The sequence below is a fragment of the uncultured Mucilaginibacter sp. genome (genome assembly GCF_903913935.1).
Classification (GTDB): Bacteria; Bacteroidota; Bacteroidia; order Sphingobacteriales; family Sphingobacteriaceae; genus Mucilaginibacter.
On record NZ_CAIWNH010000221.1, the window covers coordinates 1 to 13182 of the forward strand.

Annotated in this window: 10 protein-coding genes; 3 read left to right on the forward strand and 7 right to left on the reverse strand. The window is 41.9% G+C overall.

Going from position 1 to position 13182, the window contains the following annotated elements; translation table 11 throughout:
- From rseP to QZY09_RS08500, 6 genes are all read right to left on the reverse strand, one after another.
- Positions 1-1321 (reverse strand): RIP metalloprotease RseP (gene rseP / locus QZY09_RS08475; protein WP_295671003.1); only part of this gene is annotated, 1321 nt, incomplete at its 3' end.
- A gap of 8 nt (positions 1322-1329) precedes the next feature.
- The gene (locus QZY09_RS08480; RefSeq protein WP_295671029.1) at positions 1330-2514 is read right to left on the reverse strand and encodes a 1-deoxy-D-xylulose-5-phosphate reductoisomerase; all 1185 of its coding nucleotides are present in this window, start codon (positions 2512-2514) and stop codon (positions 1330-1332) included.
- Positions 2515-2560: 46 nt separating this feature from the next.
- Entirely contained in the window at positions 2561-4060 is a 1500-nt protein-coding gene (locus QZY09_RS08485) for a GH3 auxin-responsive promoter family protein (protein ID WP_295671007.1), read from the reverse strand.
- A 3-nt stretch (positions 4061-4063) separates the two neighbouring features.
- The gene (locus tag QZY09_RS08490; RefSeq protein ID WP_295671010.1) at positions 4064-4840 is read right to left on the reverse strand and encodes a hypothetical protein; all 777 of its coding nucleotides are present in this window, start codon (positions 4838-4840) and stop codon (positions 4064-4066) included.
- Entirely contained in the window at positions 4840-5808 is a 969-nt protein-coding gene (locus QZY09_RS08495; RefSeq protein ID WP_295671012.1) for a glycosyltransferase, read from the reverse strand. Before QZY09_RS08495 ends, QZY09_RS08490 begins: the two co-directional genes overlap by 1 nt.
- Before the next feature lie 144 nt (positions 5809-5952).
- On the reverse strand, positions 5953-6906 hold the full coding sequence (locus QZY09_RS08500; RefSeq protein WP_295671015.1) for a glycosyltransferase family 2 protein: 954 nt from the start codon (positions 6904-6906) through the stop codon (positions 5953-5955).
- 299 nt (positions 6907-7205) lie between these two features.
- Here QZY09_RS08500 and QZY09_RS08505 point away from each other — a divergent pair, with 299 nt between their 5' ends.
- The 3 genes from QZY09_RS08505 to QZY09_RS08515 all read left to right on the forward strand — a co-directional run bounded on the left by QZY09_RS08505 (position 7206) and on the right by QZY09_RS08515 (position 11998).
- Positions 7206-9809, forward strand: coding sequence for a M1 family metallopeptidase (locus tag QZY09_RS08505; RefSeq protein WP_295671019.1), 2604 nt, complete (start codon positions 7206-7208; stop codon positions 9807-9809).
- A 170-nt stretch (positions 9810-9979) separates the two neighbouring features.
- A complete protein-coding gene (locus tag QZY09_RS08510; RefSeq protein ID WP_295671022.1) occupies positions 9980-10930 on the forward strand; it encodes an energy transducer TonB in 951 nt (316 codons plus the stop codon).
- Between the two features lie 117 nt (positions 10931-11047).
- Positions 11048-11998: an energy transducer TonB gene (locus tag QZY09_RS08515; protein WP_295671024.1), complete on the forward strand. Its 951-nt coding sequence runs from the start codon at positions 11048-11050 to the stop codon at positions 11996-11998.
- Positions 11999-12046: 48 nt separating this feature from the next.
- Here the strand turns inward: QZY09_RS08515 and mdh are convergent, their stop codons facing one another.
- Positions 12047-12985, reverse strand: a complete 939-nt coding sequence (gene mdh / locus QZY09_RS08520) for a malate dehydrogenase (RefSeq protein WP_295671027.1) — start codon at positions 12983-12985, stop codon at positions 12047-12049.
- Positions 12986-13182 lie beyond the last annotated feature (197 nt).

The following is a 13182-nucleotide window of genomic DNA, read 5'->3' on the forward strand; positions in this document are numbered from 1 at the left end:
TCATCACTTGCTTCACAATGTCATTCCCGAACACAAACACCATCAGCGAGATCAATATCACAAAGCCAACGATCTGGGCACGTTCCAGGAACTTATCACTCAGCGGTTTGCCCTTTATCATTTCAATAACCAAAAATAGTGCATGGCCGCCATCCAATGCCGGGATGGGGAGTAAATTGGTTAAAGCCAGCACCATCGATAAAAAGCCAACCAGGCTCCAAAAACGCAGCCAATCAATAGTTTGGCCAAAAAGGGTGGCTATTTTTACAGGGCCGCTTACCGCTTTGCTGAATTTAACGTCGCCATTAAATACTTTTCCAATCCCTTTGGCATTATCACTAAACATACCGTAGGCTTTTGTCGCCCCAACCGGTAATGCCCCAAAGAACCCAAAGGTTAATTTTTTCTCTTTTGGAATATCAAGGTTCGGAATAAAGCCCAAAATGCCGTCCTTGTCTATTTGTACAGGTTTTTGAATTAAGTTACCATCCCGTTTGATTGACACCAGGACCTGTTTATTTTTATTCTGTGCAAGTTGTGCCTGCATTTCATCAAAAAAAGCGGTTTTGTTATTGTTGATGGCAACAATACTGTCGTTTTTTAACAATCCGGCTTTTTGCGCACCACTGCCGGGCGCAATAGATTCAACCGAGAATTTCGCACGCGGTAATTTGCTGATAAATTGATCTATCCCATCCGTCAGGTCGTTTAAAATAGAAGCAGGTACTCTTACATGCAACACCTGGCTTCCGCGTTGTACCGTAAGGTCGCTGTTACCCAATATCACTTCAGTACTGGTCAGTTCGTCAAAACGAACAACTTTCCTTCCATTGATGGCGGTCACCTGGTCGCCGGGCCTAAGCCCTATTTTTACGCCGATCTTGCCCGGTACAATACCATATTTCAAGTCGGAATTAGGGATATATGACTCGCCATATTTGATGGTTAATATCCAGAAAATAAAAATACCGAGGATGATGTTCACCGTAACTCCGCCAAGCATCACAATTAAGCGCTGCCAGGCCGGTTTTGAACGGAATTCCCAGGGTTGGGGAGGGCCTGCTAATTGATCAGTATCCATCGATTCGTCGATCATCCCTGCAATTTTAACATAACCACCCAAAGGCAGCCAGCCTACGCCGTATTCAACGCCTTTATAATTGAACTTAAAAAGGCTAAAACCCCAGGCGTCAAAAAATAAATAAAACTTTTCTACTTTGATCCCAAAAGCACGGGCTGCAATAAAATGCCCGAATTCATGAAGAATTACCAGAATTGAAAGGCCAAGAATTAGTTGGCCTACCATTATCACTATACCCATTCGTTATGTTATGTTAAAACTGTTGTGCCCTTTAACGGCATTTTTTTTATTAAATTTTGTGCAAAGATGCGTGTTTCTTTATCAGTATTCAAATAGTCTTCTAAAACAGGTCTATCCACGAAGTCAATTTGTTGCATGCATTGTTCAATAACTTCGCTCATGCCTAAAAAGGTGACCGTTTCACTTAAAAATCCGGCTACCGCTATTTCGTTTGCGGCATTTATAATGCAGGGCATATTGCCGCCTTGTTTTAATGCGGCAAACGCTAAAGCTAAATTACGGAAAGTTTCAACATCGGGTTTCTCAAATGTGAGTTCACTATAATTTATAAAGTCGAAACGTTTAAAATTGTTTTTTAATCTTGTTGGATAGGAGAGTGCGTATTGTATTGGTAATTTCATGTCTGGTAAGCCCATCTGGGCCATGATAGCACCATCGTGAAATTGCACCATAGAATGAATGATCGATTGCGGATGAACAATTACATCAATTTGATCAGCATCTATATTAAACAACCATTTGGCTTCTATAACTTCAAGTCCTTTGTTCATTAGCGAGGCGGAATCGATCGTGATTTTAGCGCCCATTACCCAGTTAGGGTGTTTTAGTGCATCAGCCCTGGTAACATTATTTAAAAACTCATACGATTTACCCCTGAAAGGCCCCCCGGACGCGGTGAGGATGATTTTTTCAACGGTACTGGCCTGTTCACCAGCAAGGCATTGAAATATCGCGGAATGCTCCGAATCAACCGGTAATATGTTAACCCCATGTTTTTTGGCCAGACCTGTCACCAGTTCGCCGGCAACCACCAGGGTTTCTTTATTTGCTAACGCGATGTCTTTGCCCGCTTTAATGGCAGCTATGGTAGGCTCCAGGCCGGCAAAACCAACCATTGCGGTTAATACAATATCAATATCAGGATGGGTTACGGTGTCAATAATGGCTTCGATGCCTGCCAATACTTTTACGTTTGTATTAATTATAGCGTCCTTTACGTACTTGTATTTTGTTTTATCGCAAATGACAACATATTCCGGCAAAAACTCCAGCGCCTGCCTAATGAGCAGGTCGGCATTGGAATTGGCAGTAAGCAGGAAGACGCCGAATAACTCCGTATTTTCCCTGATAACATCAAGGGTTTGCGTTCCGATACTGCCGGTGCTGCCTAATATGGCTATATGCTTTTTTATGGTCAATGTGTTGTACTTAATCGTAATCGGGTGACACCCCCTTTGTTTAAAGTATATACTCTTTCAATTCTTCCGCAATTTTCCGGTCGTTTGCTAACCTGGGCACTTTATTCTGCCCGCCTAATTTACCCTGCGACCGCATATAATTTATAAAGGTATCTTTTTTCAGGCTTTGGATAACCAAAGGCCGCAAAATGTTACCCTCAATAAGGTCAAAATAGTAAATATTTTTCTTTTGAAGGGCCTGATCTACTTTCCCGGCAAATTCTTCCATGTTATAAGGGGCTTTTCCAAACTCGATAAACCACTCGTGGTAGGGCAATTCCCCTTTTTGCGGGTTTACCTGCGGGGCAACTGTAAATTCAATGACGTCTACACCTTCCTCATTAGCAACGCTCATGAGCGCCTGTTCAACTTCTTCGCCGATGACATGCTCGCCAAATGCGGAGATGTAATGTTTGATCCGGCCGCTCACCACAATTTTATAAGGGTTTTTTGATACGAACTTAACCGTATCTCCCAAACTATAACCCCATAAGCCGGCGCTGGTGTTTAATATCAGGGCGTAGTTTCTATCCAGTTCGATATCCTTTAAGCTGATTCGGGTGGGATTTTCATTAAAGAATTCATCGGCAGGGATAAATTCGTAAAATATACCTGAATTTACCATCAGCAATAAACCCTTTTCTTTTTGCCTGTCCTGGAAAGCGATGAAGCCTTCGGAGGCCGGGTAGGTTTCAATAGTATCGATCCCGAAGCCGATACTTTCTTCCATCCGGCCACGATAAGGTTCATAATTTACGCCGCCATGCACGTACAGTTTAAAATTGGGAAAAATGTCTTTGATCTTTTTATCGCCGCAAACAGCAGAAAGCCTGTCGAAATACATCTGGCACCAGGGCGGTATACCCGAGATGAGGCGCATATCCTCATTTTTTGTTTCAGCCACAATGGCATCAACCTTTTGCTCCCAATCGTCCATACAATTTACTTCGTAACTGGGCAGGCGGTTTTTTTGCAGGTAGCCGGGTACATGGTGTGCCACTATTCCTGATAAGCGCCCAACTGATATACCAGCTTTCTTCTCCAATACTGGGCTTCCCTGCAGGAAGATCATTTTACCGTCAACAAAATCCGCGTTCCCGGTTTCATAAATATAGCTCAGCAAAGCATTGCGTGCCGCCTTGATATGCTGGGGCATGCTTTCTTTTGAGATGGGAATATATTTTACGCCTGATGTGGTGCCTGATGTTTTTGCAAGGTATTCAGGCTTGCCCGGCCAAAGTACATCCGGTTCGCCTTTTACTACGCGATCAATATAGGTGCGAAGGTCTTCATAGTCGTGTACGGGTACGTTATTTTTGAAATCCTCATAAGTTTTGATGGATGTAAACTGGTGGGCCTTGCCAAATTCGGTTGATTTTGCCTGTGCGAGCAGGTATTCAAAAGTTTTCCGCTGCAGATCAATGGCATTAAAACGAAGCTTGTTTAACCGGCGATTGATAAGCGCGGCAAAAGGTTTGCTGAGTGCAGCTTTTAGTCCCATATGTTAAACGGCTTCGGTAACATCATCGTCAATGTCAAGGTGGCTAAAAACCAACTTCCGGTAGGTAACCATAATAATTACCTGTACGATTGGGAATGCAATTACAAACCAAATATAAAAGGAAATTTTGAACAGAAAATCGAGATTATCTTTATTGGGTTTAAACAGGCTAAGGATGGAGACGATTGGAATTAAAGTTAATATCATGATTCCCACAATAATGACCCCGATAAACAATGTTTTGAAAAAATTGTCTTTTGTGATGCCAAAGCTTTGTTTTAATGATTCAAATGGCTGGGAATCATCATCAACAATAAAACAAACACAGAATATTGACCGGACCAATAGAAACAGTACTAAAATCATCTCTAAAGTTTGTGCAAGGAATAAAAGCCCCTCATAGTTTTCCAACGGCTTGTTCACAAAAAACAGGATGACCACCAGCACTGTGTAGGCGAACGCAATGACCACAAAATTAAACGTCATTTTAATGGATGGCAAAATGTCCTTCAGTGAAAATTCATAAAACTCCTTGTCCATTAAAGTTAAAATCAATTTGTAAAAACTCAATGCCAGGTACGATTGCGTGATCATTTGTAAAAAAAACAGGATCAACAGGTTGAGAAAGCTGTCTTCGACAGTAAGGAAAAGGGTGATGAAGTTAATAAACCCATACACAAATAAAGAAAGTACCGAATATATAATAAGAGTTACAAAGTTTTTCCTGAGAACCCCCCATGAAGCTTTTAAAGTATCAGCAATAGAAAAAGGATGGTACATTATGATATTTTTAATATTACCCGCTTGCAAAAATCCTGCATAAATCCTAATCCGTAGGCAATCAATAAGGTAAATGAAGCGATGATACTCAAAAATGCGATTTTAATTGATTTGTTTTTCCACCAGGCATGAAAAAATACTAACAAAATATAACAGGCTAATATAAGGTCACCTGGTAGCCCTAAAGGGCGGTAAACGATGTTAGCCACGATTGTAAAAGCGAGGAAGAGGGTAAATGCCGCGGGAAAAAAGTGAACCAATTTTAAGCCCTTCGGGAAAAATTTGTAAACGTTGATCCTGGCCCTGCCAAAAAAATGCAGTTGTTTATAGAATTTTAAAAAGTTAGTCCGGCGTTTATGGTAAACTTTCGCTTCGGGGATCAGGCCGATCTTAAAGCCCAGTGAATGGATGCGGATGCTGTATTCAATATCCTCGCCGAGGCGGGTGATGATAAAACCACCGGCTTTTTCCCATACGTGCCGGGATATGCCCATATTGAAACTGCGTGGGTGAAACTGCCCTATGCTTTTTTTGCTGCCCCGCGTACCGCCGGTAGTAAATGGGGACGTCATGGCATAACTGATCGCTTTTTGGATAGGGGTGAAGGAGTGATGTGAATCATCAGGCCCACCATAAGCATCAAGGTAGTGTTTTGCCAGTGAATCGTTTACATTTTGCAGGTAATCTTCGGGGATCAGGCAATCTGAATCAAAAATCACAAAATAGTCGCCTTTTGCCCGTTCAAATCCAAAATTCCGGGTAAAGCCCTGCCCCTCGTTTTCCTTTACAAAATATTTGATGTCGAGTTTATCTGCAAAGCTTTTTACAATTTCCCCGGCATCCTCAATTGAACCATCCTCAATCACCAATACCTCAAACTGTTTATAGGTTTGTTGGGTAAGTGTTTCCAGCAGTTCTTTGATCTCCTGCGGGCGGTTGTATAGGGGGATGATAATGGAGAAGTACATGGGCTAGATGTGCAGATGTGCGGATATGCAAATGTGCAGATTTTTTGATTTTGAATTAGATCGTTGAAAAGTATTTTCCGTTAGATTGTCTTGCATACTCATTTAAATTATCATCTGCACATTCGCACATTTGAAATCTGCACATTAAATCACCTCCTCTACCTGGTACTTGTTTCTTTCGGGAGCGCTGCGCGAAACAAGTTCGGCGACAAACCCGGTTAAAAATAGCTGCGAGCCTAATATAATGGCCACCAGTGCTAAGTAAAACAGAGGCTGTGCAGTTACATCGCGAATATGTTTTTCTCCGTGAGACAAAGCGTACAATTTATCCCAGATGATCCAGCACACCATCACTGTCCCGGCAAAAAAGCTTAACGTACCCATCGTGCCAAAAAAGTGCATCGGCCGCTTACCAAACTTGCCGACAAAAAAAATCGACATTAAATCAAGCAGCCCATTGATAAAGCGGCTGATGCCGAATTTAGTTTTGCCGTATTTGCGCGGCCTGTGCTCAACCACCTGCTCGCCAATTTTAACAAAGCCGGCCCACTTGGCTATTACCGGGATATAACGATGCATTTCCCCATAAACCTCGATGTTTTTTACCACCGCTTTGCGATAGGCTTTCAGTCCGCAGTTAAAATCGTGCAGGTTATGGATGCCGCTCATACGGCGGGTGGCTGCGTTGTATATTTTTGTCGGGATAGTTTTGCTTAAAGGGTCGTGCCGTTTTGCTTTCCAGCCTGAAATTAAATCGTATTTTTCTTCGGTGATCCTGCGGTAAAGTTCAGGAATTTCATCAGGGCTGTCCTGCAGGTCGGCATCCATGGTGATCACCACATCGCCTTCGGCGGCTTCAAACCCAACGTTTAAAGCGGCTGATTTGCCGTAATTACGCCTGAATTTGATGCCTTTTATAAAGGGATTGTTTTTATGCAGCTTGCGGATCATTTCCCATGAGCCATCGCTGCTGCCATCGTCAACCAGGATGATCTCATAAGTAAAACGGTTATTATCCATCACGCCGCTTATCCATGAGGTAAGCTCGGGTAACGATTCTATTTCATCGTAAAGCGGTACTACAACTGATATGTCCATTGCTGCGCAAAAGTATAAAAAAGTTGATTAGGTTTATGGGGTTGATTGAGTTGAAATGTCATAAAGTTAATTGGTAACTCAGTTGTTGTTTGCTTAAAATGTCCAACGTGTTTAACGGGTTAAGGGGCAGCATTATTTTAATTACCCTTTTACTGTAACGTTTTTATTTTTACACCGTCAAAACAAATATTAATCTTCTGTATTATATTTTTGTTAAAAAAATTGATCAACGCAGTCAACTTATTCAAACGCAATCAACAAATTACCTAACTTGCCTTTAAATTATCAAAAATCCATTTATGAAATTATTTAAAGTAAGCCTGTCACTTTTTTTATGCGCAGGTATTTTTACAGCAAATGCGCAAACTGACCAGGCGCCATCTAAATATGATCAGCACAAAGTGTTTTCCCCTCTTTTTTATCCTGCAAATGGCAATGAATTCAGGGAAGCCTCAGGCACCCCGGGGCCTAAATACTGGCAAAACCGTGCAGATTACAAACTAAACGTAACCCTGGATACCGCCAGGCACCAGGTAAGCGGCACTGCAAATATTACCTATACAAATAACAGCCCCGATCCGCTGGGTTTTTTATGGTTGCAGGTTGAACAGAATATCTATCGTGAAGATTCGCGCGGCGAAGCTACCAGCCCTGTTGAAGGTGGCCGCTTTAATAATAAAGTGTTTACCGATGGCGACCAGATCAAAGGCGTTTATGTGATCAAAAACGGCAAAGCCGAAAAAGTGGATTATGTAATTACGGATACCCGCATGCAGATCAAGCTAAATGATACGCTGCGTGCCGGTGGCAGTAAAATCGACCTGAAAATTGATTATGCTTTTGATGTACCGGAATATGGTACCGACCGCATGGGCCGCAAGCTTTATAAGAATGGCTGGGTGTATGAAATTGCCCAGTGGTACCCGCGCATGGAAGTTTATGACGATGTAACCGGCTGGAATGTGATCCCTTATATGGGCGCATCAGAGTTTTACCTGGAATATGGTAATTTTGACTATACCGTCACTGCACCTGCCAGCATGGTGGTTGTAGGTTCAGGCGAATTGCTTAACCCTGCTGAAGTTTTAACGCCAAAGATGATCAGCCGCCTGGCTGTTGCTAAAGGTAGCGATAAAACGGTGATGGTAAAGGATTCGGTTGATTTGGCCAGCAAAGATTCATATCCTGCAAAAGCAAACCTTACCTGGCATTTTTTCTGTAAAAACTCCCGCGATGTTAGCTGGGCAGCTTCAAAAGCATTTTTATGGGATGCCGCCAGGATCAACCTGCCAAGCGGAAAAAAAGCGCTGGCGCAATCAGTTTACCCTATTGAAAGCAAAGGCGAAAAAGCATGGAGCCGGTCTACCGAATATGTAAAAGGAGCTATAGAATTATATTCAACTGAATGGTACGAGTACACTTATCCGGTGGCAACCAACGTTGGCGGCATTGTTGGCGGTATGGAATACCCGGGCATTGTTTTTTGTTCGTCAGAGAGCCAGACAGGCGGTTTATGGGAAGTAACCAACCACGAATTTGGCCATAACTGGTTCCCGATGATCGTTGGGTCGAACGAACGTAAATATGCATGGATGGATGAAGGTTTCAACACCTTTATAAATAAGGTTGATACCAAAGTGTTTAATAAGGGAGAATATTATGACCCGCAGGATGCGCAAAAAGAGGCAACAAGTATGTTCGCGCCTGACGCGGATGCGATAATGAATACCCCAGACGTTATTCAGCCCAACTTTTTAGGCTTTGCCGCTTACGAAAAACCTGCAATGGGTTTAACCATTTTACGTGAGCAGATCTTAGGCGAACAGCGTTTTGATTATGCGTTTCGTACCTATATTAAACGCTGGGCATTTAAACATCCTACGCCCTGGGACTTTTTCCACTCGATGGATAATGCCGCAGGTGAAGACCTGAGCTGGTTCTGGAATGAGTGGTTTTTGACTACATCGAAACTTGATCAGTCGTTAAAAGCAATTGATTATGTTGACAATGATCCTTCAAAAGGGGCATTGATCACCATTGAGAACCTGGAAGGCATGGCATTGCCGGTAACCATTTTTGTACAGGAAGATAACGGAAAGACCGGGACGGTGAAACTGCCTGCTGAGATCTGGCAACGCGGCGGAACCTGGACCTTTGTTTATAAATCAACCTCGAAAATAACTTATGCGACGCTGGACCCCGACCATGTTTTGCCGGATGTTAATCCTGACAATAATTCGCTGGCGGGAAGCCCGATGCCCAAAGGCGTAACAGCGGCTGCGGTTGTTAAAACATACCTAGACGCTATCGGTGGCGAGGAAAGAATTAGGGATATTAAAGACCTCACAACAAATTCAGAAGGTGTGATCCAGGGATTTCATATCCTGAGGGTAAATAAATATAAAACCCCCGGTAAGTTTTTACAGGATGTAACTGTTCCTGCGTTCAACAACTTTAATGCGGCGCATATCGTTATCCTTGGGGATAGCGTGTCGCTGCAGCTTAACGGCCGTAAATCGCCATTCAGCAGCAAGTCTGAAAAAGGCGCTGTTATGGCACGGTATAAACTTTTCCCCGAACTGGATTTTAACAAACCGGGCTATACCTTGCAACTGGATTCAGCTATAAAAGTGATTAACGGGCAGTTAGCTTATCTTATCACAGTTACCGGCCCCGATGGCATCAGGGTTAAATATTATTACGACCAGAAAACTGGCTTAAAGGTAAAACAGTATACTGATGTGGTGAACAGCACCCGGATGGAATTTAAAGACTACCGCAACATTAATACCGGTGTTAAAATACCGTTTGATGAAACCAGCAGCATTAACGGTGAGCCGATTGATTATAAATTATCAAGCGCAACTGCGAATACGGGTTTGGGAGATGATATATTTAAGTAGCCCATTAGTTCATGGATCATAGTTCATGGTTCATAGCAGGAAAGCCTTAAGTAGAAAACAGCCCGGTGCAAATGTGCCGGGCTGTTTTGGTTTTGTATGATTTATTTTTTCGATTGTATTGGCCTTAAAATGGAAGAGAGATAATTATCTTCACAAAAAATTTATAATCCATGTTAAAACCTGCCTTTGCCGCTTTTTTGTTCCTGTTTTCGCTTAATACAACTTTTGCACAAAAAAGGGACACGCTAATGTATGCCCTGAAATATCCAAATCAATTGGTTTCTACTAAAGACAGCGCCGATTTTTTCAGAATGTTGCTGCCTCCGGACACGACGGTCGATAAGAACCTGTATGTTGTACAGGAATTTTATAAAAACGGTAAGCTCAAGTTAATAGGTGGGTCGTATACCAATGCAATGAATATGGTTTACCATAGGGGCATTATTTCTTATTTTCAAAACGGGCACAAAAAAATGATTGAAAACTATGAAGACGGAGAAAAATCCGGGTCGGAGGTGGCGTATTACCCAAATGGAAAAGTATATACTATTGAAATTTACACACCGGGTAAGGCGCCTATTTTGCAGCAATGCAATGACTCTACGGGTAAAGTGTTAACTGAAAATGGGAATGGAAAATGGATAGATTATTTCGATGATGAATTTAAAAAGAATTATGTTGAGGGCATGGTAAAGAATGGCCAAAAAGATGGCCGCTGGAATGGTGTGGTTAGGGATTCAGTGCCCTTTGTGTTTGTTTATAAGTTTAACAATGTGATTTCTTCGACTATGCCGACCAAAACAGGCGTTACTCACGTTGAAGTCGACGGACAATTTCCAGGTGGCCCGCAATCTTTTCACAGATTTATTAATCATTTCAAACAATATCCTGAAAGCGCTAAAGAAGCTGGTATTAAAGGTGCTGTTAAAATTGGTTTTATTGTTGAAGGTGACGGCAGTCTCAGCAATTTCAGAGTGTTAGAAAGTTTGGGATATGGATGTGACGAAGAAGCCATAAGGGTTATAAAATCATCGCCCAAATGGAGACCGTATCAGTATGATGGAATGTTTTTGCGACACAATTATGTCGTATCGGTTGATTTTGGGCCAGAGGGTAACTAATCATTTTGGTATTTCGTCGATTCATTAACGTTAAACAAAAATGTATATTTACCTTAACGGAAATTTTAAAACCTCATGTTAAAACCTTTCCTTATATTATTGCTGTGCATTCTTGTCATGAATACTGCTTTTGCACAAAATAGGGATACAGCCATTTATTTTATAAAAAAATCCGGGTATCTTCAAAAAAATGCTCAGGGTGCTGATTTTATGATTACGATATTGCCCCCGGATACCAGTGTTAATAAAAACCTGTATATGGTTAACACGTATTACCCAAGTGGGAAGATCAGGTACATCAGCAGTGCCACATCAAAAAAATTACAGCCGATCGATCCTAAATCACCCGGTTATGTGAAGCCTTTATTGCAGGGTCAATTTATTTCTTTTTTTCAAAACGGGCATAAAATGCAAATCGCAAATTATGAAAACGGGGATTTGAGTGGCGATGAAACCGACTATTACCCCAATGGAAAGATCTATTGTACAAAAACGCATATCAACGATAAAAAAACAATATTTAATTCATGCCTGGATTCTACCGGGAAGGTTTTAGTTGAAAATGGCAATGGGAAATGGTTAAGTTTTGAAGATGAAAATTTAAAAAACTACTTTACTGGTAATATCGTTAACGGCTTGCCGGAAGGCGATTGGTCGGGTAAACTCGACGATACAATAAATACTTTCAAAACCTATAAAAATGGCGAACTAAAATGTGACGGAAGGTACGACAAGTTGGGCCGCAAGGTATATTCTAAAGTTGACGTCAATCCTGAATACCCTGGCGGGCTGGAGGGATTTTATAGGTTTTTGGGGACAACTATTCGATACCCTCCTGATGCACGTGATATGAATATCCAGGGCACCGTAGTTATAACCTTTATCGTTGATGAAAACGGCATACTGGGTGGTCTTTTTGTCGCAAAAAGCGTTAGCCCGGATATAGATCAGGAGGCAATACGGGTTATAGCACTTTCGCCAAAATGGAAGCCGGGGGTGTATGAGGGTAAGATGGTGCCTGTTATGTATAGTGTTCCTATCGGTTTTACACTATCTAATGCGAAATAAAAAAGGCCTTAATCAAATGATAAGGCCCTTTTATGTAGCAACTATTGATTAAATTACATTTGTATCATAAAGCACCTGGTTCATATTCCGAACTGCTCCGGCGCTCTTATCAAATTCCGCCTGTTCAGCATCGCTTAGTTTATATTCAACGATCTTTTCGAAACCATTTTTGCCAAGGATAACCGGAACAACCAGCGAAATGTCGCTCTGGCCGTACTCGCCGTCAAGGGCAACACCGCAAGAAAGCAGTTTTTTCTGATCGCGAACAATGGCCTCTACCATAAAAGCTGTACCTGCGCCTGGTGCGTACCATGCAGAGGTGCCGATCAGTTTGGTTAAGGTAGCGCCGCCAACCATGGTTGCTGCAACTATTTTATCTTGTTGTTCTTTGCTTAATAACTGCGTAACCGGTACACTGTTCCATGTAGCATGGTTGATCAGGGGGATCATGGTAGTATCGCCGTGACCACCTATAACTACTGCGTTAAGGTCGGCAGGAGAACAGCCTAATTCCTGGCTGAGGTAATATTTAAACCTTGCTGAATCCAGCGCGCCACCCATCCCTAAAATACGGTTCTTGGGGAGGCCCGAAGTTTTCAGTGTAAGGTAGTTCATGGTATCCATCGGGTTGGATACTACTATAATGATAGTGTTGGGCGAATACTTAAGGATATTTTCAGTAACACTTTTTACGATACCGGCGTTGGTGCCAATCAGTTCTTCGCGCGTCATGCCAGGTTTACGGGGCAGGCCTGATGTTATTACCACTACTTCTGAATCTGCCGTGGCGGCATAGTCATTGGTAACACCTTTAATTTTTGTATCAAACTCCAACAGGGCAGCGGTCTGCATCATGTCGATCGCTTTACCTTCGGCAAAACCCTCACGGATGTCTAATAAGATCAATTCTTCGGCTAATTCTTTCCTGGCGATATTATCGGCACAGGTAGCGCCAACAGCCCCGGCACCAACTACTGTTATTTTCATGGTTTTTTATTTTTATAGAGAGCAATTAAATTGCCCGCAATTTTAAGAAAAATTTATAAATACTTATTCAATAGTAATGTAAATATGTTGGGAGGTAATTAAAGTGGATCGAAACCAACACGTAGTGATTTTGATTTTCATATTTATAATTATTAACCGTTTTTTCACGATTAATTGTAAAATAAAAAGATAAAACA